The organism is Comamonas sp. DB36 (genome assembly GCF_057914905.1).
Map to the genome: position 1 here is coordinate 289,402 of NZ_CP196632.1, position 23,511 is coordinate 312,912.

Sequence of the window (23,511 nt, forward strand, 5' to 3'; positions counted from 1 at the left end):
CATGCTGAGCGAACTCAAGACGTTCATCGCCGTGTGCCGCTACGGCACTTTTGCCGCGACCGGCGAGCGCATAGGCCTGACGCAGTCGGCCGTGAGCAGCCAGATCAAGCGGCTCGAGGAGTCGCTGGGTTTTGCGCTGTTCGATCGCACCGGCCGCTCGGCCACGCTCAATGCCGCGGGCCAGGCGACGCTGGCGCGCGCCGAGCAGATCCAGGCGCTCTATGCCCAGCTCGCAGACCTGCCGGGCGAGAGCAGCGCGTCGGGCCTGCTGCGCATCGGCGCGATCGCCTCGGCCCAGCCCACCTTGCTGGCGCGGGCGATAGGCGCGCTGCGCGCCGTTCACCCGCAACTGCGCGTGCATGTGACGCCGGGCATCTCCATGGGGCTGATGGACGACCTCGACGCGGGCAAGATAGATGCCGCGCTCATCATCCGCCCGCCCTTCGGCATGCTGCCCGAACTGACCTGGCAGCCGCTGGTGCACGAAGCCTTCGTGCTGATGGTGGCCGCAGGCGTCAAGGGGCGCGACTGGCGCGCGCTGCTGCAGTCGCAGCCATTTTTGCGCTACGAACGCACGTCGTTTGGCGGGCGCATGGTCGAGCGCTTCCTGCGCCGCGAAGGCCTGGCCGTGCAGGATGCAGTGGAAGTCGACGAGATCCCGGCGCTGATCCACATGGTCGCGCTGGGCATGGGCGTGGCGCTGGTGCCGCTGGTCGAGGCCCATCTGCCGCTGCCCGCCGGCGTGCGCGTGCTGGCGCTGGGCGAGCAGACATTCCATCGCGAGATCGGCCTGCTGCAGCGCCGCCCGCGCGCGAGCACGCCTGCCGTGGCGCTGCTCGCGCAATGCCTGCGCGACGCGGCGCCTGCGCCGACTCCCGCGCGGCGCTGAAGCGCCTCACTTGGCGAACAGCGAGCCCAGGTCGGCGAACGACTTCATCTCCACCGCATTGCCCGAAGGATCGAGAAAGAACATCGTCGCCTGCTCGCCTGGCTCGCCCTTGAAGCGGATATAGGGCTCGATGACGAAGTCGGTGCCGCGTGCGACCAGCTTGTCGGCCATGGCCTGCCACAGCGCCATGGGCACGACGGCGCCGAAGTGGCGCACGGGCACATCGTGGCCGTCGACCGCGCTGTGGGCGCGCTGGCCGCACTCTTCGGGCGCGAGGTGGGCAACGATCTGGTGGCCGAAGAAGTTGAAGTCCACCCAGGCGTCCGAGCTGCGCCCTTCGGGGCAACCGAGCAACTCACCGTAGAACGCACGCGCCTGGGCGAGGTCGTGCACGGGAAAGGCGAGGTGGAAAGGAATCGGCGACGACAGGTGGGAATCGGCGGAGAGGATCGTGGAGTTCATGATGGATCTGCTGGCGGTGTGGGAGACAGGCCCACTGTAGACAGACTGACTGATAAATAAAAACGATATATCTGCGCGCTCAGCACAGATTTTTTTCATCAATCGGTGGCCGCGCCGGTCTTGGCCTGGGCCGAGCACTGCTGCCACTTGCGCCGCATGCAACGATGCAGCAAAAAAATGTAAATAGCTGGAACCTATTGAATATTATTTATACTTAGTATTTATAAATAATCTGCTGTGTTTGAGATGCCGCTGACCGAATCCATCGAATTGTCCTGTTCTCTTCCGCAAGAAGCCGCGGAGCGAACCGCGGCCGTGCGGGCTTGCGCATGAGAAAGTCAGGCGCGTTTTTCCGGGCGCTTTGTTGCCGCATGGCTCGCGGGGTGAGGGTGCTATGGCCTGCTGCCGTGCCGCTGTGCCCACCCGGTGAATCGGCGCGTATTCGCCTGTTCGGCCTCAAAGCCAGGCCCTTGGTGATGGTCATGCATACCGTCCAGGGAGAGCGCAGCTTCGTCAAGGTCGACGGCGCCCGCGCTGCCGACCTGCTGCATACGCTGGCGGCGCTGCAGTCCCCGGCGCGCCGGGACTTGGCGCACACGGCAGACAGGGGCGAGCCGAAACCGAGAAAACGCATTTTTTCCAAAGTCAGCTATTGGGAGTTTCTGATTCCCGGCGGCAAGCCGCTGCGGATCGACAGCGGCTCAGGCGGTTCTCCATTGCCCATTGCGTTTTCAAGCGCGCCGGGGCGGCGCCGCAGCGGCGACGCTGTCAGCTTCACTGCGCAAGGCGGAAAGGACTATGAGGTGCACATCTACACCAACGACGGCGTCTGCACGGTGATGGTGCATGAAGTCAAGACCATGGCCCACGGAATCGAGCGGGTGCCGGTTGCGCTGGACTGAACGCCATGCCCATTTCACTCGCTCCGGCTTGCAGTGTGGCGCCGCGGCGCGACCCTGCGACAAACGCACAAATGCAGATCATCGGCGCTCCACGCCTGTGCCGTTTGACGGCCGAAACCTTCCCCAACGAGCACCGACCTATGCTGCATTCGGCACGCGCCGGGTTGGTGCTGCCGCGTGCGTCCATTACCATGCATCTTCGGGCATTCGCATGACTGATCACTCCACCGCCACCTTTCACGACAGCGACCTCGACACCGAGGCCCTGGACTGGTTCGTGCGTTTCAGCGACGCGCCCCACACCGCGCACACGGATGCCGCATTCCAGCGCTGGCTCGCAGGTCATCCCGATCGCCAGGTCGCGTACGCACGCTGGCAGGCCGATTGGCGCCAGATGGACGCGTTTCCGCTTGCGGGCGTGGAGCAGATGCGCCTTCAGGTGGCGCAGGACAAAGCCGTGGCGGCGCGCTCCCGAGTGCGGCGTGGCGGCCGGTCCGCGCTGGTGCTACGGGCTGCGCTCGCGGTCCTCGTGCTGGCGCTGGGCGGCGGTGGCGGCTATCTGGCCTGGAACCATTGGCGGCAGCAGCCGCTGTTTGCGCAAAGCTACGAGACCCAGCGCGGCCAGCAACTGAGCGTGCAATTGCCCGACGGCAGCAAGCTGCGGCTGGACACCGCGACGCGGGTCGAGGTGAGCCTTTATCGCCAGCGCCGCGAAGTGCGCTTGCCCCAGGGCCAGGCCCTGTTCGACGTGCAAGCCGACAGCGCGCGTCCTTTCCATGTGCTGGCCGGCAACACCCGGGTCACGGTAGTGGGCACGCGCTTTGCGGTGCGCCATACGGACGAAGGTCCGGTGCGGGTGTCTGTCGAAGAGGGCATGGTGAGCGTGGCCGCGCAGGACCGTACCGACTGGGCCGTGTTCCTGGCCGCGGGCCAGCAGCTGGCCGGCGGTGTCGTCGCCGCCGTGGCGTCGTCAGGCATCGCGCCCTGGCGCGATGGCCGCATCACGCTGGACAACGTGCCGCTGTCCCAGGCCCTGGCCGAATTCGAGCGCTATGGCCCGACCCGCATGGTGGTGCACGACCCGGCCGTGGCCGCGCTGCGCATCTCGGGCAGCTTCGATCCGCTGCGCCCGGGCGATTTCCGCCAGGCGCTGGTCAATATGCTACCGGTGCGGCTGCAGGAGTCCGGCACGCAGACGGAGATCGTGGCCGCCTCCTGACCGCCGGGCAATGGGGCGCTCGGCCCCGCCGGTCATCGCCGCCGTGCAGGCTGCGCCCGGCCCGCACCAGGCGAATGCATTCAAAGAAACAGCAACGCCGTTGCCGCCACGGCCGTAGGCCCCAGTGCTCCGAGCAGCAGCCCCAGCGCGCCCACGGTCTCGTCGGCAAAACCGCGCTTGAGCAGGGCCACGCCCGCGGGGTTGGGGGCGTTGGCGATCACCGTGAGCCCGCCGCCGGCCACGGCGCCCGCGACCAGCAGGTACTTGGATTCGTCCGAGATGCCGACGATCAGCGAGCCCAGATAGGTCAGCGCCGCATTGTCGGTGATCGCCGTGAGGCCGATCGCTCCCAGGAACAGCGCCAGCGGCTGCAGTCCCGACACGATGGGCTGCAGCCACCATTGCTGCATTCCGCCCAGCACCACCAGCCCGGCCAGAAAGAAGCCCACCAGCAGCGCCTCCTTGAGAATCAGGGGGCTCTGGTGCTTTGCATAGGCCTGGGTGTAGCCCAGGAACATCAGGAACAGTCCCAGGAAAATCACCGGATGGTGGGCCGACAGCACCACGCCCGCGAGCAGGCCCAGGTGCACGGCGATGACGGTCAACGGCACGCGCGCAGTCGCATCGAGTTCGTCATTGGCCGGCGGCGCGGGCCGCAGGTGCTGGCGCAGCAAGAGGGTTGCAACGCTGGCGTTGACCAGTACCGCGAGCGCGGCCTTCCAGCCGAACTGGGTGAACATGAATGCGCTGTCCCAGCCCCAGGTGGCCGCGACCATCAGCACCGGCGGCGCGGCGTACGACGTCAGGGTTCCGCCAATGGAGACATTGACGAACAGCACGCCCAGCGCCAGGTACTTGAGGCTTTCGGGCACCTGGCGGCGGAAGATCTGCGGCGCGAGCATCAGCGCGGCAATGGTCATGGCCGCGGGTTCGGTGATCAGCGAGCCGAGCAGCGGCACCGCGGCCAGGCCCAGCCAGGCGCTGGCCAGCGGCGTGGGCAGCGGCGCCAGGCGCGCCAGCGCATTGACGGTGGACATGACGATCGCCAGTACCGGTTTGGACGCCGCGATCACCATCACCACGAAGACAAACAGCGGCTCGGTGTAGTTGCGCGACTCGGCATATTGAAGCGCTGCGCCGCTGCCGCTGGCCAGGGCCATGAAGGCAATCAGCACGATGGCCCAGAAGCCGAACACGACTTCGACTTCACCGAGCAGATGGAACAGGCCGGCGTGGCGCGGAAAGCGGTGGGACAGGCGCTCGAACTGCTTGGCGGCAAAGGTATGGGACAGGGCGAGCGCGAAGATGGCGGCAGCCATCCATTCGACAGGGATGTTGAACATGGATCAGGAGGACGTGACGGCGCAGCGAGGCGGCCCGACCTTCGCTGCTTTCCTGACACGCCACAATGGCATGCCACCCAGCGTCGATTCTACGCGAGGGCGTCAGATGCCCAGCGCTGCGGGGTCTCCTGAAGGCGTCTGCTGCATGCGCTTGATATCGCGCTGCGGCGGCGCGCCGAACAGCTGGCGGTAGTCCCGGCTGAACTGCGAGGCGCTTTCGTAGCCCACGCGCGCCGCGGTGCTGGCCGCGTCCAGCGCCTGGTTGAGCATCAGCTGGCGCGCCTCCTGCAGGCGCAGCTGGCGCTGGTACTGCACGGGGCTCATTCCCGTGAGGCTGCGAAAGTGCTGGCGGAACGTCGACGGACTCATGTGCACCAGGGCCGCGAGTTCGTTGATGCGCACTTCGCCGCTGAAATGCTGCTTGAGCCACGACATGGCGCGCGCGATCTGGTGGCTGGGCGAGCCCGCCGAAAGCAGCTGGCGCAGATAGGGGCCGTGTGGGCCGCACAGCAGCCGGACCATGATCTCGCGCTCCACCAGCGGCGCGAGCGTGCCCATCAGCTGCGGCTCATGGAGCAGGCGCACCAGCCGTATCAATGCGTCGAGCAGCGGCGCCTCCAGCGGGCTCAGCGACATCGCGCAGGGCGACTGCTCGCGCGGCAGTGGCGCCAGCGCCAGCTCGCTGGCCAGCGGCAGCAGCGCGCCGGCATCGAAGCGCAGCATCATGCCCAGAAAGGGCCGCGCCAGGTCCGCCTGGGTCACATGGGCGACGACCGGCAGGTCGACGGCCGTGAGCAGCGATTGCCCCGGGGCGTAGGCAATCACCTGCTCGCCCAGCGTCACCTGCTTGGCGCCCTGGGCGGTGATGCCCAGGCCCAGCCCGTAGATGCAATGCATGGGCGCGGTGCGGGCGCTGCGCCGGTGCAGCGACAGCCGCGAGATCGCGGTTGCATGGTCGCCGTCGTTTTGGGCAATCTTGCCGATCTCGTAGGCCAGGATTTCTATGGACATGTACAGGCTTTGGGGGAAGCGGGGGTCCACTGTACCCGCACGGACCATGGAGCGACGCAGGAGGGCGGCGAAAGATTGGAAACGGCAATACAAGCCTTGAAAACGGCAAACGCGCGCGCGGCTGCGCGCGGATACTTGCCGGCAAAGTGGAGCTGGCGGCATGCGCCGGACTCCGCTGCCCGTTTCGCTCCACCAGGAACTGCCCATGACCACGCTCCACATCAACGGCCGCGCCCACGCGGTCGACGCCGATCCCGGCACGCCCATTCTCTGGGCCCTGCGCGACACGCTGGGCATGACCGGCACCAAGTTCGGCTGCGGCGCGGCGCTGTGCGGCGCCTGCACCGTGCATCTGGACGGCGAGGCCATTCGTTCCTGCGTCACGCCGATCTCGGCGGTCGAGGGCCGGAAGATCACCACCATCGAGGCCGTGACCGACGGCAGCGATCCGATCGGCGCGGCGGTGCACGCGGCCTGGGTCGCGCACGATGTCGCGCAATGCGGCTACTGCCAGAGCGGCCAGATCATGAGCGCCACGGCATTCCTCAAATCGCTGCCGCGCGGCAAGCAGCCCGGCGCCGACGAGATCGACAGCGCCATGGCCGGCAACATCTGCCGCTGCGGCACCTATGCGCGCATTCGCGCCGCGGTGGCCGATGCCGCCAAGAATCTGGCCTGAAGGAGTTTCCCATGCTGCCTGTTTCCTTCGATAGCAACGATCTGCCGCGCGCGCTGCAGCGCCTGATGGCCAATGCGGCTGACGCACCGGCCGCGCTGCCGCGCCGCAGCTTTCTCAAGATGGCCGGCATCGGCGGCCTGGTGCTGGGGGCCTTCCCGCATCTTGCAAATGCGCAGGCCCAGCCCGCCGCCGCGCTCAAGCCCACGCAGCAGCCTTCGGCCTTCGTGCAGATCGCGGCCAATGGCGAAGTCACGGTGACCATCAACCGGCTCGAGTTCGGCCAGGGCGTGCAGACCGGCCTGCCCATGATCCTCGCCGAGGAGCTGGACGCCGACTGGAGCCTGGTGCGCAGCACCAGCGGCACCAACGACGCGGCCTACCACGACCCGCTGTTCGGCATGCACCTGACGGGCGGCTCGAACTCGATCAAGAACAGCTTCACCCAGTACCGCGAGCTGGGCGCGCGCGCCCGCGCCATGCTGCTGTCGGCTGCGGCCAGGCGCTGGAATGCCGACGTGGCGACGCTGCGCACCGAGGCCGGCCAGGTGATTGCGCCCGACGGCCGCCGGCTCGGCTACGGCGAGCTGGCCGAAGCCGCAATGGCCTTGCCCGTGCCCGAGACCGTGCGCCTGAAGAATCCGCAGGAATTTCGCATCATCGGCCAGCCGACCACGCGGCTGGACGCGCGCGCCAAGAGCAGCGGCCGCCAGGACTTCGGCATCGACATGCGCCTGCCGGGCCAGCTCACGGCCGTGGTCGCCCACCCGCCGGTGTTTGGCGCGCGGCTTTCGTCCGTCGACGACAGCGCGGCGCGCGCCATCAAGGGCGTCAAGGCCGTGCTGCGCGTGCCGCTGGACGGCGGCGCCGAGGGCGTGGCTGTCGTCGCCGACGGCTACTGGCCGGCCAAGCTGGGGCGCGATGCGCTGCAGCTGCAATGGGACACTTCGCGCGTGGAGAAAGTCGACAGCGAACGCCAGCTGGCCGAGTACCGCCAACTGGCGCGCCAGCCCGGCGCGCGCAAGTTCGACGCCGACATGTCGGCGCTGGACAAGGCGCCGCAGCAGCTCGAAGCCGAGTTCGTGTTCCCCTATCTCGCCCATGTGCCCATGGAGCCGCTGAACTGCACGGTGCGGCTGTCGGCCGACCGCGCCGAGATCTGGGTCGGCACGCAAAGCGCGGGGCTGGACGCGGCCGCGGCCGCGCGCACCCTGGGCCTGCCGCCCGAGAAGGTGCTGCTGCAGGTGCAGATGGCGGGCGGCGGCTTTGGCCGGCGCTTTGTCGGCTCCAGCGATTACGTGGTCGAAGCCTGCGAAATCGCCAAGGCCGCGCGCGCCGCGGGCCTGGACGCTCCCGTGCGTCTGCTGTGGAGCCGCGAGGACGATGTCAAGGGTGGCTACTACCGGCCCATGCATCTGCACCGCGCGCGCATAGGCTTCGACGAAAGCGGCAAGGTGCTGGCCTGGGACCACACCATCGTCGGCCAGTCGATTCTCACGGGCACGGTGTTCGAGAGCTTTCAGGTCAAGAACGGCATAGATGCCTCGGCCACCGAAGGCATGCGCGACCCCTATCCGCTGCCCATGCGCCTGACGGTGCACCATCCCAAGCTGAACGTGCCGGTGCTGTGGTGGCGCAGCGTGGGCTCCACGCATACCGCGTTCGTCATGGAAACCCTGCTTGACGAGATTGCGCGCCGCACCGCCCAGGACCCCGTGGCCTACCGCATGGCGCTGTTTGGCGACCAGCACCCGCGCCACCGCGCGGCGCTGCAGCTGGCCGTGGACCGCAGCGGCTATGGCAGGAAGCAACTGGCCGAAGGCAGCGCCTGGGGCGTGGCGGTGCACGAGTCGTTCGAGTCGGTGGTGGCCTATGTCGTCGAGGCCACGCTCAAGGAGGGCCAGCCGGTGCTGCAGCGCATCACGGCGGGCGTGCACTGCAACCTCGCCGTCAATCCGCGCAGCGTCGAGGCCCAGGTGCAGGGCGCGGCTGTGATGGGCATGTCGATGTGCCTGCCCGGTGCGGCGATCACGCTCAAGGACGGCGTCGTCGAGCAGAGCAACTTCGGTGACTTCACGGTGGCGCGCATCACCGACATGCCCGACATCGGCGTGCACATCGTGCCCAGCGCCGAGCCGCCCACGGGCATGGGCGAGCCCGGCCTGCCGCCGCTGGCGCCGGCTTTCGCCAATGCCGTGGCGCGGCTCACGGGCCAGCCGCAGCGCGAGCTGCCGTTCAAGCGCGCCTGAAGCCCGGCGTCAGGCCGGCGCGCGCAGCTGCTCTAGCAAGGCCTGCAGCGGATGGCGCAGCTGGCGCTCGGACAGGCGTTTCACCTGGCTGCGGCAGGAGTAGCCCGTGGCCAGCGCGATGTCCGCGGGCCCCTCGACCGGCAGCTGGCGCTCCCAGGACTGGGCGTAGATCTTCTTGGAGGTCTCCAGGTTGCGCGCTTCGTGGCCGTAGGTGCCCGACATGCCGCAGCAGCCCACGGCCTGGGCACGCAGCTTGAGGCCGCGGCGCGCAAAGACCTGCACCCATTGCTGGCTGCTGTCGGGGGCATTGGTCGACTCAGTGCAGTGGGGCATGAGCGTGAAGCGCGGCGCATCCGGCGCGGGCGCGGCTTCTGGCAGCACGTCGATCAGCCACTCCTGGGGCAGCGCGACGCGCGGCACCTCGCCTATGCCCGGCACTTTCTGGTACTCCTGGCGATAGGTCAGCGTCATTGCCGGGTCCAGGCCCACGAGCGCAATGTCGCAGGCGGCAAGCGCCGACAGCTCGCGGGCATTGCGTATCGCGGCCTGGGCAAACGCGGCCAGAAAGCCCTGCACATGCAGCGGCTTGCCGTTGGGGTTGAGCGGCGCGAGCCACACCTGAAAGCCCAGGCGCGATGCCAGCTCGATCAGTGCCGCCAGCGGCTCGGGATCGAAGTAGCGCGTGAAGGTGTCCTGCACGATCACCACGCTGCGCTGGCGCTGTTCTTTGCCCAAGGCCTGCAGCGCCTGCGCCTGCGCCGGCCGCACGTTCCAGCGCGTGAGATGCGCCTGCAGATCGAACTGGCTCAGCAGCGGGCTGTCGACCATGCCTATGTGCTTTTGCAGCAGGCGCCGCACCCAGCCCGCACCCATCAGCCCGTTGTAGACCGCGGGCAGGCGCGCCATCCAGGGCATGGTCTGCTCCAGCGAGCCTATCAGGTAGTCGCGCAGTGGCCGCAGATAGCGCTGGTGGTAGAGCTCCAGGAAGCGCGCGCGGAAATCGGGCACATTGACCTTGACCGGGCATTGGCCGGCGCAGGACTTGCAGGCCAGGCAGCCCGACATCGCCGCATAGACTTCGTGCGAGAAGTCGGCTTCGCCGCGCGCCGCGGCGCGGCTGTTGCGCCAGCGTGCGGCCAGGCCTTTGACAAACGCCGGCCTGGCGGCCGCGGCCTGCAGCACATCGACGCCGGCCGCGCCCTGCAGGCGCAGCCATTCGCGCAGCAGCGAGGCCCGGCCCTTGGGCGAATGCACGCGCTCGCGCGTGGCCTTCCACGACGGGCACATCGCGTCGTCGGGGTCGAAGTTGTAGCAGGCGCCGTTGCCGTTGCAGTGCATGGCCGCGCCGAAGCTCTGCCACACGCGCTCGTCGATCTGGCGGTCGTGTTCACCGCGCAGCGGCACGCCGTCGACCTTGAGTAGCAGCGTCCTGGCCTCGGCGGGCGTGGCGATCTTGCCCGGGTTGAACTGGTTGTGCGGATCGAACGCTGATTTAAGCTGCTGCAGCGCGGGATAGAGTTCGCCGAAGAACGCGGGCGCGTATTCCGAGCGCACGCCCTTGCCATGCTCGCCCCACAGCAGTCCGCCGTAGCGCTGCGTGAGTTCTGCCACGCCATCCGACACCGGGCGCACCAGCGCCGCCTGGCGCGGGTCCTTCATGTCGAGCAGCGGCCGCACATGCAGCACGCCGGCGTCGACATGGCCGAACATGCCGTACTGCAGGCCGTGGCTGTCGAGCAGCGCGCGGAACTCGGCAATGAACTCGGCGAGGTTCTCGGGCGGCACGGCCGTGTCCTCGACAAACGGCTGGGGCCGGGCTTCGCCCTGCACATTGCCCAGCAGGCCGACCGCGCGCTTGCGCATGGCATAGACGCGCTTGACCGCGGCCTCGCCCACGGCCAGCGTATGGCCCAGGCGGCGCACGCCGGCGTCGCCTTGCAGATGGGCGATGAAGTCCTGCACCTGGCGGTCTACGGCCGCCGCATCGTCGCCGCTGAACTCGATGATGTTGATGCCCAGCGTGGGCTGCTGCGCGTCGCCGGGAAAGTATTCGGCCACGCCGCTCCAGGAGAAGTCCTGCATCGCGAGCAGCAGTACCTTGGAGTCCACGGTCTCGATCGACAGCGGCTTGCGCGCGAGCAGCGCGCGCGCGTCGCGCAGCGCGTCCATGAAGGCCGCGTAGCGCACGTTGACCAGCACCGAATATTTGGGAATCGGCAGCACGTTGAGTTTTGCCTCGACGATGCAGCCCAGCGAGCCTTCGGCGCCGCACAGCACGCTGTTGAGATTGAAACGGCTGTCTTCCTCGCGCAGATGCGCGAGGTCATAGCCCGTGAGGCAGCGGTTGAGCGGCGGGAACTTGGCGGCAATCAGTTCGGCCTGGGTGTCGGCAATGCGCCGCGCCGTGCGGTAGACCTGGCCCGCGCGGCCGCCTTGCGCGCAGGCGGCGTCGAGTTCGTGGGCATTCAAGGGCTGGCTGTGCAGCCGCTCGCCGCCCAGCAGCACGAAGTCTATGGCCAGCACATGGTCGCGCGTCTTGCCGTAGGTGCAGCTGCCCTGGCCGCTGGCGTCGGTGTTGATCATTCCGCCTATGGTCGCGCGGTTGGAGGTCGACAGCTCGGGCGCGAAGAACAGCCCATGGGGCTTCAATGCGGCGTTGAGCTGGTCCTTGACCACGCCGGCCTGCACCCGCACCCAGCGTTCTTCGGCGTTGATCTCCAGGATGCGGTTCATGTTGCGCGACAGGTCCATGACGATGCCGTCGGTCAGCGACTGACCGTTGGTGCCCGTGCCGCCGCCGCGCGCCGTGAGCGCAATGTCGCGGTGCGCGGGCTCGGCCAGCAGCCGCGTGACGGTCTGCACGTCTTGGGCATGCGCGGGAAAAACGGCGGCCTGGGGCTGGCGTTGGTAGATCGAGTTGTCGGTGGCCAGCACCGTGCGGCTGGCGTAGTCGCTGCGGATCTCGCCCGCGAAACCCGCGGCGCGCAAGGCGGCAAGAAACTCGGCATAGGGGGCGGCGGGCGCGCTGGCGCGCAGGGGAAGTCGTTCTATCATCGGGATACCTTGTTCCTGGGCCTGGGCAATGATGTGTTCAATGCATGTGTTTTATGGCCGGCTGCTGAGTATCTGTCTGATAATTTGCCAATACAAACGGATATTTCAGCGGCAATTGCTGCATAAAACTCATGCATTACCGCCGCCTGACCCCTTCCATGTCGCTGCTGCTGGTGTTCGAGGCCGCGGCGCGCCATGAAAGCTATACGCGCGCCGCCGAAGAGCTGGCGCTGAGCCAGAGCGCGGTGAGCCGGCAGATACAGACACTGGAATCGCAGCTGGGCATCAGCCTGTTCCGGCGCCAGGGACGCTCGGTACAACTGACCGAACTGGGCCGGCGCTATGCGGCCGAAGTGGTCGCGGCGCTGGGGCGCATACGCGCGGCCACGCTGCAGGCGATGTCGCAGCAGGAGGGCGGCGCGCTGCGCCTGGCGACGCTGCCCACCCATGGCTCCAAATGGCTGCTGCCGCGGCTGCACGACTTCTACCGCAGCCATGCGGGCGTGACGCTGCACATCCATTCGCGCATAGGCGCCATCGACTTCAATGCGCAGGAGCTGGACGCGGCCATCACCGTGGGCGGCGTCGGCGACTGGCCCGATCTGCGCGCCCACTGCCTGCACAACGAGTTCCTGGTGGCGATCGCCAGCCCTGAGGCCTTGAACGGCAAGCCGGCGACGCCCGAATGGATTGCCTCGCAAACGCTGCTCACGGTGGCCAGCAATCAAAAGGGCTGGGCGCAATGGTTCAGCCACAACGCCCTGGACCACCGGCAGATGAAGGTCGGGCCCAGCTTCGAGCTGACCTCGCACCTGATGCAGGCGGTGCGCGCGGGCATGGGCGTGGGCCTGGTGCCGCGTGCGCTGATCGACGACGAAGACCGCCGCCTTGGGCTGGTCGAAGTCGGCGCAGCCATGGTCAGCGAGCGCTCCTACTACCTCGTCTATCCCGAGCGCAACGAGACGCTGCCCGCGCTGGCGGCATTTCGCGCCTGGCTGCTGGCGCAGCAGGCATAACGTATCCCCAACGAAAAACGCACTGCCGGGGCAGTGCGTTCTTCAGGAAAGCCGCCAGAGACTCACACCCTGGCGTTTCCCGGCTCAGATCTGGGCTTGCTTGCCCGCGGCGCGGGCCTGCGACAGCTTGCCCAGGCCGACGACCAGTATCGCACCGGCTGCGGCAGCCGCGTAGTGCAGCCAGGGGTGGGCCATGGTGTAGCCGTGCAGCAGGTTGTCGTTGACGACGGTTTCGCCGCCGACCCAGCCGATCAGCGCCGCGCCCAGCGTGATGATCACGGGGAAGCGTTCCATCAGCTTGATCATCAAAGTGGAGCCGAAGATCACCAGCGGAATGCTGATGGCCAGGCCCAGGATCAACAGGACCATGTTGCCCTGGGCGGTGGCCGCCACGGCAATCACGTTGTCCAGGCTCATCACCAGGTCGGCGATCAGGATGGTGCGGATCGCGGCCATCATCGAGCCATTGCCCTTGCCGTGGCCTTCTTCTTCGTCGCCGCCGGACAGCAGCTGGTAGCCTATCCACAGCAGCAGCACGCCGCCGATGACCTGCAGGAACGACAGCTCCAGCAGCTTGGCTGCGACCACGGTCAGCGCGATGCGCAGCACCACGGCAGCGCCGGAGCCGAACATGATGGCCTTTTTCTGCTGCTCAGGGGGCAGCGATCGCGCCGCGAGGGCAATGACCACGGCGTTGTCGCCGGACAGGATGATGTTGATCCAGATGATCTTGACGAGACCGATCCAGAAGTCGGTGGTGCTGAGAAATTCCATTTTTACTCCACTGTTATGAATATAAAAGCGCCGCGGGCGCGGCGCTCTCTTTTTATGAGTGCGGGGAGTTTAGGCCTGAAATTCGGTGCTCGCAGTTCGTAATACTGCGTAAATTGGCGCGTGAAACGCCTGGTTTGGCCGCGTTCAGGCCGGGTAGAGCTGTCTGCTGCGCGCGAACAGCCGGGTGATGCCCATCAGCGCCGAGATATTGGGAACGCGCATGTCCAGTCGGTGCGCGATTTCAAGCACTGCGCCGACAATGGCATCGAGCTCTATCGAGCGCTGGGCTTCGACGTCCTGCAGCATCGAGCTCTTGAACGCTCCCAGTTGGCGCGTGACCGCATGCCGGTCTTCGGGGCTTTGCGCGACGGCGCAGCCAATGCGTTCGCCGATCAGCGCGGCTTCGGCCATGGCCAGCGAGCAGAAGTCGCGCACCAGATCGTCATCGAGAATGCGGTCAATGGTGGCGCCCGTGATTGCCGAAATCGGGTTCATGGTCATGTTGCCCCAGAGCTTGTACCAGATGTCCTGGCGCACGGCAGCCGAGGCCCTGGCCTCGAAACCCGCGGCGTTGAGCAGGGCCACCAGGTCGCGCAGGCGCGCGGAATCGCCGCCGCGTGGCTCGCCCAGCACCAGGCCCAGCCCCATCTTGTGCGCCACCAGGCCCGGCTCGGGCATGGAGGCGCTGGCGTAGACCACGCAGCCGATCACCTGCTCCAGGGGAATCGCGCGCGCAATGCGTCCGCCCGGGTCCACGCTTTCCAGCGGCGCCTCGCCCAGGCTCTGCACGCCCTGGGCAAACCACCAGGGCACGCCGTTCATCGCGGGCACCACCAGCGTCCGCGGGCCTATCAATGGCGCGATGGCCTGGGCCACTTCGCCCATGGCCTGGCTTTTCACCGCAACCACGACGATGTCCTGCACGCCCAGCGTGCCAGGATCGGCCGACGCGCGCGCGCAGGGCGCCTGCAGCAGTTCCCCATCCCTGAGCACGCGCCAGCCGTGCTGCTGCAAGGCGGCCAGCGTCGCGCCGCGCGCCACGGCGCTGACCGCGCAGTCGCCCGCGGCCGCGAGGCGCGCGCCTATCAAACCGCCGATCGCTCCGGCGCCGTAGATACAGACTTTGATCATGATGCTCCTGATTATTCGTTTGCGCCGCGCAGGGATGGCCCCGGGGCTGGCCGTCATTCTCGCGCAAGCTGCCTTGCGCGACTTCCTACAATCACGCCATGCGAGCCCTTACCGAATTCTGGCGCGATGCAGCCATGCCTTATGCCGAAAGCCGGCGCGCCTGCGACAGCCGGGCCTGCTACAGGCCGCACAGCCATGCGACGTTCTCCATAGGCGCGGTGGACGGCGGCGGCAGCTGTTTCACGGGCGCGCCGGGCGGGCCGGTAACGCTGCAGGTGGGCACGCTGGTGCTGGTGCCCGCAGGCCGGGTCCATGCCTGCAATCCCGAGCCGGGCGGCGCCTGGAGCTACCAGATGCTGCACCTCGACGCCGCCTGGCTGCAGGGCGTGCGCGCCGAATACGCGGGCGACGACAGCGCGGCCATTCGCATCGTTGCCGACCCTGCGGCCTATGCCCGCTTTTGCCGCCTCAACGCCTTGTTGTTTTCAGCGGCAGCGGTGCAGCACAAGGAAGCCGCGCTGATAGAGTTCATCGGCGCGATGGATGGCGCCCAGGGCCTGCGCATTGCGCCGGGCCCGACCAGCGCGCGCTGCAGCGCGCAGCTGCAGCCGGTGCTGGAATTCCTGCGCCATGCGCCGGCGGTGCACACCGAGCTGGCCGATCTCGCGCGCCTGGCCGGCATGAGCCGCTTCCAGCTGATTCGCAGCTTTCGCGCCGCGACCGGCCTCACGCCCCATGCCTGGCAGCTGAACCAGCGCATCAACCGCGCGCGCGAGCACCTGCGTGCGGGCGCGGGCCTGGCCGATGTCGCCCATGGACTGGGGTTTGCCGACCAGGCGCATTTCCAGCGAGTATTCAAGGTGCATGCGGGGGTGACGCCGGGGCGGTTTCGGGTTCAGAGCCGCTGATACAAGCCTTGCTGCGTCGTTGCGCCGCCTCGCCGTGCTGCATGCACTGCCTGCGGCGCTGCGCTTGGCCGGCCGCGCCTGGCCGGCCGCGCCTCGCCGGCCGCGCCTGGGTGCAACCACAAATCTTCGATTTGCTGGGTTGTGTTAGCGGTTCTTGGTAGCCGTGATCTCCACGGTCCTTGGGATGTTGCTGCGTCGCCTGGCCCTGCCACTCGCAGCGGCCGCGCACCTAGCCAGACGCGCCCCGTCCGTCTCGCCCCTGTGTCTTTGATGTGCCGGCTAGTGCGCGACAGCCAGAGCGGGCGACCCGGTTCACAAGTCGTTCAGACCGCTGAGATCCCACAAAAAGGGGCTTGCAAATGCCCGCGAGGACGCATGGGCAACAGCGTCATTCTTCTTCGGCACTCAGAAACGCTCAGTTTCATTTATCGGCATAGGAATACTCTATCAGTTACCTCACTGCGGCTCTGGATGCGCGGCAAAGAGGTTGAGGCACCTGCAGCGCTGCCTGTGTTCGCAGGCCGCGCCCCAAGGACTTCGTCATTCAGCCAAAGAGTTCCTTCATGAGCAAAACCACCGTCAAAGCACTATACAAACTCAGCACTTGAAAAGCCCGGCTGTCTCTCCAGGCCGCAGAGGCCAACACGCACACAGGCGGATGACGGTTTTTATGGCCAGAGGGTCACAGCAATCAGTGCCGTCAAAACCATAAAACGCATACCTGGCAACGCTTACAGAATAAGCGACAAGCCTAAAAATATTTCAAAAATGACCGCAATCATCACCAACACGTCTCCCAAATTCATGTCCGCCAACAGCGGCAGGCTCGTCATTTCCGTGGGCGATGGCAATGGCAATGCCAACAGCGCCGTCCTGCAAGCCGACGGCAAGATTGTGCTGGTGGGTAATAGCATTAACGGCAGCAGCTTTGACTTCAGCGTGGTGCGCCTCAATGCCGATGGCACGCTCGACACCAGCTTTGGCACCGGCGGCAAGCTCATACTTCCCGTGGGCAATAACAATGACTATGCCTACAGCGCCACCGTGCAAGCCGACGGCAAGATCCTGTTGGCGGGCTCCAGCACGGACAACGTCGGCATCTACGACTTCAGCGTGGTGCGCCTGAATGCCGATGGCGCGCTGGACACCAGCTTCGGCACCGGCGGCAAGCTTATCCTTCCTGTCGGCAGCCACTCTGATCAGAGCCGGAGCGTCCTCCTGCAAGCCGACGGCAAAATCTTGCTGGCGGGCAATAGCACGGGCAACGTCGGCATCCAGGACTTCAGCGTGGTGCGCCTCAATGCCGATGGCACGCTGGACACCAGCTTTGGCACTGGCGGCAAGCTCATCCTTCCCGTAGGCAGTAGCTACGATCAGGCATACAGCGCCATCCTGCAAGCCGACGGCAAGATCCTGCTGGCGGGCAATAGCTTGATCAACATCAGCGAGGACTTCAGCGTGGTGCGCCTGAATGCCGATGGCACGCTGGACACCAGCTTTGGCACCGGCGGCAAGCGCATCCTCCCCGTGGGCAATAGCATCGATATTTCCTACAGCATCACTTTGCAAGCCGACGGCAAGATCCTGCTGGCGGGCTATAGCTGGGGCGGCGGTAGCTATGACTTCAGCGTGGTGCGCCTCAATGTCGATGGCACGCCGGACAACACTTTTGGCACCGGCGGCAAGCTCATCCTTCCCGTGGGCAACAACGACGACATTTCCTACAGCATGACCTTGCAAGCCGACGGCAAGATCCTGCTGGCGGGCAATAGCTGGAGCGGCGGTAACGCTGACTTCAGCGCGGTGCGCCTCAATGTCGATGGCACGCTGGACACCAGCTTTGGCACTGGCGGCAAGCTCATCCTTCCCGTGGGCGGTATCCGTGACTATGCCTTCAGCGTGATCCTGCAAGACGACGGCAAAATCCTGCTGTCGGGATCTAGCATTGCCGACAACGGCACTGAGGACTTTAGCGTGGTTCGCCTGAATGCCGATGGCACGCTGGACACCAGCTTCGGCAACTCCCTGAGCACCACCGCAAGTTACACCGAGCACGCCAGCGCCGTGCTGCTCGCCCCCGACGCGCAGGTGCTGGATGCCGACCTGGCCGACCAGGGTCACTACGGCGGTGCCAGCCTGGCCCTGAGCCGCAGCGCCGGCGCCAGCGCCGAAGACCTGTTTGGTGCCAGCGGCAATCTTGAATTCAGCGGTAGCGATGTGCTGTGGAGCGGTACGACCATAGGCAACTTTATCCAGGCGGGCGGCACCCTGACCATCACCTTCAACAGCGCGGCCACCCAGGCCCTCGTCAACGGAGCGCTGCAATCGCTGACCTACCAGAACACCAGCCACAATCCGCCCGCCAGCGCAGAGGTGACATGGACCTTCAGCGATGGCAACGACGGCAGCCAAGGCCCTGGCGGCGCGCTGAACACCCTGGGCACCACCACGGTGAACATCACTGCGGTCAACGATGCGCCTACGGTTGCCAATGCAGTGCCTGACCAGAGCGCCACACAGGGCTCTGCATTCAACTTCCAATTTGCGATCAACAGCTTTGTCGATTTGGACGGAGACAGTCTCACCTACAGTGCAAGCTTGACCGGTGGGGCAGCTCTGCCTGCCTGGCTGAGCTTTGACACCGCGACCCGCACCTTCAGTGGCACGCCCGTCACCGGTGACAATGGCACCCTCAGCATCGATGTCACTGCCGATGACGGCAATGGCGGCGCGGTGACCGAGACCTTCAGCCTGGTGATCACGCGCACCGTGCCGCCCGTGACTCCCACGGAACCCACGAAACCCACTCCTGTGCCGGTGGACGGCGTGCCCGTAGTCACCACGCCCGGAGACGGCGGCACCACCATCATCACCATTCCGGTGGTCACGCCCACTCGCCCCGACACTCCCGGCACGACCTCGCCGCTGGCCGACATCCCCCTGGTCAAAGGCAGCGACGGCCACTCCATCCTGCAGGTCAGCGTGCCCGTGGGCGTGGCGTTGCAGGCCCAGGGCCTGCCAAACCCCGCGACGGGTGACGCAGCCCTGGCCGAACTGAGCCTGCGCATCGAGCGCTTTGGCGGTGGCAACGCCGAGTTGACCAACAACGGACAGGCCTTTCTGGCCACGCTGAGTCCGTCGGAGCCACTGACCATTCAGACCATCACCGCCACACCAGGGGCGGGTTTCAACCCCGACCTGCCCCTGGTGATCAGCGGCAGCACCGTTGCGGGCGACGGCATGCAGGCCGTCATTCTTGATGCGCGCGCCCTGCCCAGCGGCAGCACCATACAGGTCGACAACGTCGACTTCATTGCCGTGGTCGGCAATGTGCGCCTGGTGGGCGGCGCCGGCCAGAACATGGCCAGCGGCGATGGCGCGGCCCAGTACATCGTGCTGGGCGCCGATGACGACATCATCCACGGCGGCGGCGGCAACGACACTGTGGGCAGCAAGGGTGGGAACGATCAGATTTACGGCGACGCGGGCAACGACATCGTGTTTGGCGGCGCGGGCAATGACCTGCTGTCCGGCGGCTCGGGCAGCGACCGCCTCAACGGCGGCACGGGCTTTGATGTCGCCCTCCAGGAAGGCAAGCGCAGCGATTACACGATCACGCTCGACGGCGCGGGCATCAAGCTGACCCATGGCGTAAGTGGCATCTCCGACTGGCTGGTCGACGTGGAGCAGGTGCGCTTTGCGACCGGCCCGAGTCTGACCGTGGCCTATAGCGAGGCCGAGGAAGTGGCAGCCTTTTTGTTCCAGCAATGGATGGGGCGCGAACCGACGCCGTCCGAAGGCGCGGTGATCCAGACGCTGCAAGGCAAGACGGCCGTTCAAGTTGCCGAGCTGTTTGCCCTGGTGTTCCCGCAGCAGGCCGGCGGCAGGACGGCGCAGCAGCTGCTCGAAGGCATGGGCAGCGCGGGCGCGATCCGCGTGGATGCCGAGCGCGCAACCGCGTTCACGGGCGATGCCGGCGACAACACCTTTACCCCGACACCGGGCCTGGCCTGGTCGGTCGACGGCGGCGCGGGCATTGACACCGTGGTCTTCCCGGCCAGCTTTGCGCAGCTGCATATCGAAGCAGGCGACGCAGGCTACACGCTGCAGCGCATGACCGATGGCGCAATGCTCGAGCTGATGAATGTGGAGCGGCTCACGCTGAGCGACACGAAGCTGGCCCTGGACCTGGACGGCCACGCGGGCGAGGCCGCCAAACTGATAGGCGCGGTGGCCGGCGCCGCGTTCCTGGACAACAAGCCGCTGGTGGGCGAAGTGATTCGCGCGCTGGACGCGGGCATCAGCGCGCAAAGCCTGGCGCAACTGGGCCTGCAATTGCTGGGCGCGTCCACGCCGGCTCAGGTGACGCAGCTGCTGTGGACCAACGTCGTGGGCAGCGCCGCGACGCCTGCCCAGCTGCAGCCGTTTGTCGCCATGCTGGCCCAGGGCGTGACGGGCGGCGAGCTCGCGGTGCTGGCCAGCAATCTGGAGCTCAATGCCGTGCGCATCGACCTGGTGGGCTTGGCGGCCACGGGCATAGAGTTCGCCTGAGGCTGGCGACCGGGCGCGGCCCGGCGGCGCGCTGGGCGTGCGCCGGCAGAGACAGGCAGCAGGCCAGGCCTGCTGCGACAAGAAGTCCATGGCAGGATGGCTGGGAAGGTCTATCAAGTCCGGGACACAAGACCAGTCCGTCAGGCGCCAGCGCGGCAGTTTATCCGGCGGCAACGTCGTATGAGATGCGGCGCGGGGTTAAAGCCTCGGGCGCTTGCCAATCTGAACATGTATGGGCAGACGCCGAGGCGGGCCGGACTACGGCCCTGGCGCTTCAGGGGCAGATGAGCGCCCTGGCGTGGAATCGATAGCCGACATTGCGGGCCGTATTGATCGGCAATACCTGGCCGCAGGATTCATCGACCTTGCGACGCAGACGGCGCATCTGGGTGTCGAGGCGGCGCTGGTCGTAGGTCAGGAAATCGTCGCCCAGTGCCTTGATGATCTGCCGGCGGGTGGCAATGTTGCCGGCATTGCGCATCAGCTCTTGCATCACTGTCAGGTCCTGCTCCGACAAAGCGATGGCTGCGCACCCTGGCGGCCTCAGGTACCGAGGGCCGAGTTCCAGCACCCAGGTACTGGCCGATGCCGCGCCGGGATCTTCCACGCGGCGCGCCAGCGCCGCCAACGTGGAGGCCAGTTCGTCCAAGTCCGAGGTCTTGGCGAGGTAATGATCCGCACCGATGTCCAGGCCGGCAATGCGGTCGCGCACACCGCCGCGTGCCGTCAGCACCACGATGCCCAGACGCTCGCCGCGAGCGCGCAGTTCGCGAATCAGGATCAGGCCATCGCCATCGGGCAGACCGAGGTCGAGCACCGCAATGCCATGGCGGGCAGGGTCGAATCGCTGCCGAAACTGTTCCAGCGAGGACGCGGCATCGACACAATAGCCACAACCGGCAAGAAAGTCGCACAACTCCTCGCGCAGAACCGCCTCGTCTTCAAGAAGGATCACATCAAGCATGGCAATAGGGTAAGGCCCTGGGACGGTGCGAATCTGAGCAATTATGAGCAGCGCCTGCGCACCGGCCCGGCGAGTGGAAAAAAACACGGCGCCGTTCCGCTGGCCGCCGCGTGGCGCACATAATCGGCGCCCATGTGCAGCCTGATCTCTTTGCTGTGGCCAAGACGAACTCAGCCCCAGTGGCTGGCGCCACTGCTCGCCTTGCTGCTGACCATGGCTGGCCCAGCGGCCCGCGCCCAGCCAGTATTGCAGCTGCAGGTTGGTGCCAGCGTGTCGACCAGCGACCACATGGCGTTGCTGCGCGATCCCGGCGGGCAGTGGGACGCTCAGACCGCCGCGGCAGCGCCATGGCAGGCCCTGGCCGGGTCGCTGCGCTTGGGTTTCACCGACGACACAATCTGGCTGCGCCTGAACGTGCAGCGCGACGCAGCCTCGCCGGCGCAGTGGCTGCTGACGTTCAGCAATGCCCTGCTTGACGACGTTCAATTGTACCGGCGCGACGCCGCCGGCGATTGGCGGATGGTGCAGCGGTCGGGCGAAGACCTGGCCCGTGCGCTCTGGCCGGTGGATGCGCGCAATCCGGTGCTGCCGCTGCAACTGGAGACCACGCAGCCGCAAACGCTGCTGCTGCGCGTGCACACACGCAACGCGCTAACGACGCGCATCGATATCGCGACACCGCAGCTGCATGGCTCCCAGTCGCAGCGCGAGAACTTTGTCTACGGTCTGGGTATAGGTTTCGGCTTGCTGCTGATTGGCTTCCACCTGCTGTTCTGGCACAAGATACGCGAAGCGGACAGCGCCTGGTATGTGGTCTACGTGGGGCTGGCATTGCTGAGCGAAGGCCTGTCGATTGGCCTGGCCCAGCAGATGCTCGGCGTGCCCGGCTGGATTTCCGACCATGCGCTGAGCCTGACCTTGTGCATGTCCTTGCCGGTGGGTGTGGTCTTCGCCGCTCTGCAACTGGGCATCCATCAGCGCAGGCCACGCCTGAGCCGCTGCCTGATAGCCTTTTTTTCGTCCATCAGCTTGCTGGCTGTGGTGCAGATCATTGCAAACGGCATAGGCAGCGGCATGCACCTGATGCAGCTTGGCGCCTTGCTCGCGATGGCGGTGATGATAGGCATCGCCGTGTGGCAGCTGCCGCGCGATGATGGGAGAGCACGCGCCTTCCTGCTGGTGTTCGGCGTCTACTATGTCGGAGTGGCAATTGCTTTTCTGCGCAATTTGGGCCTGCTGCCCAACACCTTGCTGACCCAGAACGCCACGGTCCTGGGGACGATGGTGCACATGTTGTTGATGAGCGTGCGCCTGAGCAAAGGCTACGAGAAACTGCGCCGCGAGAAGGAGTTGGCGCAGGCACGTCTGGTGGCCTTGGTCCGTCAACAAAATGAACAGCTGGAGCAGGAAGTGCAGCGCCGCACCGCGGCACTGCGCCAAGAGATAGGGCGGCGCGAATACCTCGAGACCGAGCTGCGCACCGCACTGGAGACCGAGCGCCGTGCAAAGCAGTCGCAGCTGGATTTCGTGGCGATGATCTCGCATGAATTTCGCACGCCACTGGCCATCATCAACACCACAGCCCAGCAGATTGCCCGCAATCTCGACGCTGCGCGGGAAAAGACGTTGGCGCGCTGTGCGAACCTGCGAGACGCGGCTCAGCGCATGGTCGCGCTGGTGGACGAATACCTCAGTGCAGACCGGATGGATAGCGACCAGGCGCCATTCCAGCCAAGAGAATGTTCCGCGGCGCAATTGCGCGAACTGCTGGAAGATCTGGTGGCTGACTGGCCCCAGGGCAGACTGAGGCTGCATGACGCAGGTCTGCCCGAGCGGCTGTTCTGCGATCTGCAACTGCTGCATGTGGCGGTGCGCAACCTGCTGGCCAATGCCGATAGGCACACCTTGCCGGGCCTGCAGTTCGAACTCGAGGTGCTGTCACAGCCGCAAGGCGGCCTGGTGTTGCAGGTTAGAAACCCAGGCCCAGAGGTTCCCGCGGAAGAGGTGCCGCGCCTGTTTGAAAAGTACTTCAGAGGCCGCCAGGCACAGCATTCGCCGGGGGCGGGCCTGGGGCTGTACTTGGTCCGACAGATCGCCAGCCTGCATGGCGGAAAAGCGTATCTGGAAAGTGCCGGCCGCGATCAGAAGGTGTGTTTCCGGCTGAGCATTCCCGCATAGGATATTTGCCGTTTCACCGGCTGTGGTTGGAGAAAGCGCGCTGCCCCAAGGAGTCGTGTTCGCGGCTCTTGGTGCTTCGAAAGACCGGCCCTTCGAGAGGGCGAACGGTCAAATCGTTCGAGGTGGGCTTGGCCGGCCGCGTCCGAGGGCCACGGCCCCCAAAGCCCGCGCAATTTTCTTCAAT

The 23,511-nt window shown here is 66.4% G+C and carries 16 protein-coding genes; 9 read left to right on the forward strand and 7 right to left on the reverse strand.

Going from position 1 to position 23,511, the window contains the following annotated elements:
- Position 1 precedes the first annotated feature (1 nt).
- Positions 2-889 carry a LysR family transcriptional regulator gene (locus ACSVDO_RS22325; protein ID WP_332548186.1) on the forward strand — a complete coding sequence of 296 codons (888 nt, stop codon included), beginning with the start codon at positions 2-4 and terminating at the stop codon, positions 887-889.
- 6 nt (positions 890-895) lie between these two features.
- Here ACSVDO_RS22325 and ACSVDO_RS22330 read toward each other — a convergent pair whose 3' ends face one another.
- Complete coding sequence (locus ACSVDO_RS22330) at positions 896-1,351, reverse strand: VOC family protein (protein WP_332536385.1); 456 nt, start codon at positions 1,349-1,351, stop codon at positions 896-898.
- A 482-nt stretch (positions 1,352-1,833) separates the two neighbouring features.
- Here ACSVDO_RS22330 and ACSVDO_RS22335 point away from each other — a divergent pair, with 482 nt between their 5' ends.
- Entirely contained in the window at positions 1,834-2,253 is a 420-nt protein-coding gene (locus ACSVDO_RS22335; protein ID WP_489597268.1) for a hypothetical protein, read from the forward strand.
- Between the two features lie 211 nt (positions 2,254-2,464).
- Positions 2,465-3,472: a FecR family protein gene (locus tag ACSVDO_RS22340; protein WP_489597269.1), complete on the forward strand. Its 1,008-nt coding sequence runs from the start codon at positions 2,465-2,467 to the stop codon at positions 3,470-3,472.
- Positions 3,473-3,552: 80 nt separating this feature from the next.
- On the opposite strand, the gene ACSVDO_RS22345 is transcribed toward ACSVDO_RS22340, so the two are convergent.
- Both ACSVDO_RS22345 and ACSVDO_RS22350 read right to left on the reverse strand, forming a co-directional pair.
- Positions 3,553-4,815, reverse strand: a complete 1,263-nt coding sequence (locus tag ACSVDO_RS22345) for a putative Na+/H+ antiporter (RefSeq protein WP_489597271.1) — start codon at positions 4,813-4,815, stop codon at positions 3,553-3,555.
- 102 nt (positions 4,816-4,917) lie between these two features.
- Positions 4,918-5,826 carry an AraC family transcriptional regulator gene (locus tag ACSVDO_RS22350; RefSeq protein WP_489597273.1) on the reverse strand — a complete coding sequence of 303 codons (909 nt, stop codon included), beginning with the start codon at positions 5,824-5,826 and terminating at the stop codon, positions 4,918-4,920.
- Positions 5,827-6,031: 205 nt separating this feature from the next.
- On the opposite strand from ACSVDO_RS22350, the gene ACSVDO_RS22355 reads away from it, so the two are divergent.
- A complete protein-coding gene (locus ACSVDO_RS22355) occupies positions 6,032-6,505 on the forward strand; it encodes a (2Fe-2S)-binding protein (RefSeq protein ID WP_332536392.1) in 474 nt (157 codons plus the stop codon).
- An 11-nt stretch (positions 6,506-6,516) separates the two neighbouring features.
- Positions 6,517-8,751 (forward strand): xanthine dehydrogenase family protein molybdopterin-binding subunit, encoded by a 2,235-nt coding sequence (locus ACSVDO_RS22360; RefSeq protein ID WP_489597275.1) that lies wholly within the window; start codon positions 6,517-6,519, stop codon positions 8,749-8,751.
- A 9-nt stretch (positions 8,752-8,760) separates the two neighbouring features.
- Here the strand turns inward: ACSVDO_RS22360 and ydiJ are convergent, their stop codons facing one another.
- On the reverse strand, positions 8,761-11,805 hold the full coding sequence (gene ydiJ, locus ACSVDO_RS22365; RefSeq protein ID WP_489597277.1) for a D-2-hydroxyglutarate dehydrogenase YdiJ: 3,045 nt from the start codon (positions 11,803-11,805) through the stop codon (positions 8,761-8,763).
- Positions 11,806-11,936: 131 nt separating this feature from the next.
- Between ydiJ and ACSVDO_RS22370 the strand changes: the two genes are divergently transcribed.
- Entirely contained in the window at positions 11,937-12,821 is an 885-nt protein-coding gene (locus ACSVDO_RS22370) for a LysR substrate-binding domain-containing protein (protein ID WP_332536397.1), read from the forward strand.
- 84 nt (positions 12,822-12,905) lie between these two features.
- Here the strand turns inward: ACSVDO_RS22370 and ACSVDO_RS22375 are convergent, their stop codons facing one another.
- Positions 12,906-13,595: a TerC family protein gene (locus tag ACSVDO_RS22375; protein WP_332536398.1), complete on the reverse strand. Its 690-nt coding sequence runs from the start codon at positions 13,593-13,595 to the stop codon at positions 12,906-12,908.
- Between the two features lie 144 nt (positions 13,596-13,739).
- Positions 13,740-14,723 carry a 2-dehydropantoate 2-reductase gene (locus ACSVDO_RS22380; protein WP_489597385.1) on the reverse strand — a complete coding sequence of 328 codons (984 nt, stop codon included), beginning with the start codon at positions 14,721-14,723 and terminating at the stop codon, positions 13,740-13,742.
- 101 nt (positions 14,724-14,824) lie between these two features.
- Between ACSVDO_RS22380 and ACSVDO_RS22385 the strand changes: the two genes are divergently transcribed.
- Both ACSVDO_RS22385 and ACSVDO_RS22390 read left to right on the forward strand, forming a co-directional pair.
- The gene (locus ACSVDO_RS22385) at positions 14,825-15,634 is read left to right on the forward strand and encodes a helix-turn-helix transcriptional regulator (protein ID WP_489597279.1); all 810 of its coding nucleotides are present in this window, start codon (positions 14,825-14,827) and stop codon (positions 15,632-15,634) included.
- A gap of 768 nt (positions 15,635-16,402) precedes the next feature.
- Positions 16,403-20,185, forward strand: a complete 3,783-nt coding sequence (locus tag ACSVDO_RS22390; RefSeq protein WP_489597281.1) for a putative Ig domain-containing protein — start codon at positions 16,403-16,405, stop codon at positions 20,183-20,185.
- Between the two features lie 274 nt (positions 20,186-20,459).
- Here the strand turns inward: ACSVDO_RS22390 and ACSVDO_RS22395 are convergent, their stop codons facing one another.
- The gene (locus ACSVDO_RS22395) at positions 20,460-21,149 is read right to left on the reverse strand and encodes a response regulator transcription factor (RefSeq protein ID WP_489597283.1); all 690 of its coding nucleotides are present in this window, start codon (positions 21,147-21,149) and stop codon (positions 20,460-20,462) included.
- 132 nt (positions 21,150-21,281) lie between these two features.
- Between ACSVDO_RS22395 and ACSVDO_RS22400 the strand changes: the two genes are divergently transcribed.
- Entirely contained in the window at positions 21,282-23,327 is a 2,046-nt protein-coding gene (locus ACSVDO_RS22400; protein WP_489597285.1) for a sensor histidine kinase, read from the forward strand.
- The last annotated feature ends 184 nt before the right edge of the window (positions 23,328-23,511 follow it).

Bases quoted from the DNA above. Each gene is read 5' to 3' on its own strand.
- ACSVDO_RS22375 (WP_332536398.1), bottom strand. From the start codon at position 13,595: ATGGAATTTCTCAGCACCACCGACTTCTGGATCGGTCTCGTCAAGATC.
- ACSVDO_RS22400 (WP_489597285.1), top strand. From the start codon at position 21,282: ATGTGCAGCCTGATCTCTTTGCTGTGGCCAAGACGAACTCAGCCCCAG.
- ACSVDO_RS22345 (WP_489597271.1), bottom strand. From the start codon at position 4,815: ATGTTCAACATCCCTGTCGAATGGATGGCTGCCGCCATCTTCGCGCTC.
- ACSVDO_RS22360 (WP_489597275.1), top strand. From the start codon at position 6,517: ATGCTGCCTGTTTCCTTCGATAGCAACGATCTGCCGCGCGCGCTGCAG.
- ACSVDO_RS22395 (WP_489597283.1), bottom strand. From the start codon at position 21,149: ATGCTTGATGTGATCCTTCTTGAAGACGAGGCGGTTCTGCGCGAGGAG.
- ACSVDO_RS22390 (WP_489597281.1), top strand. From the start codon at position 16,403: ATGACCGCAATCATCACCAACACGTCTCCCAAATTCATGTCCGCCAAC.
- ydiJ (WP_489597277.1), bottom strand. From the start codon at position 11,805: ATGATAGAACGACTTCCCCTGCGCGCCAGCGCGCCCGCCGCCCCCTAT.
- ACSVDO_RS22355 (WP_332536392.1), top strand. From the start codon at position 6,032: ATGACCACGCTCCACATCAACGGCCGCGCCCACGCGGTCGACGCCGAT.
- ACSVDO_RS22385 (WP_489597279.1), top strand. From the start codon at position 14,825: ATGCGAGCCCTTACCGAATTCTGGCGCGATGCAGCCATGCCTTATGCC.
- ACSVDO_RS22370 (WP_332536397.1), top strand. From the start codon at position 11,937: ATGCATTACCGCCGCCTGACCCCTTCCATGTCGCTGCTGCTGGTGTTC.
- ACSVDO_RS22340 (WP_489597269.1), top strand. From the start codon at position 2,465: ATGACTGATCACTCCACCGCCACCTTTCACGACAGCGACCTCGACACC.
- ACSVDO_RS22325 (WP_332548186.1), top strand. From the start codon at position 2: ATGCTGAGCGAACTCAAGACGTTCATCGCCGTGTGCCGCTACGGCACT.
- ACSVDO_RS22335 (WP_489597268.1), top strand. From the start codon at position 1,834: ATGCATACCGTCCAGGGAGAGCGCAGCTTCGTCAAGGTCGACGGCGCC.
- ACSVDO_RS22330 (WP_332536385.1), bottom strand. From the start codon at position 1,351: ATGAACTCCACGATCCTCTCCGCCGATTCCCACCTGTCGTCGCCGATT.
- ACSVDO_RS22350 (WP_489597273.1), bottom strand. From the start codon at position 5,826: ATGTCCATAGAAATCCTGGCCTACGAGATCGGCAAGATTGCCCAAAAC.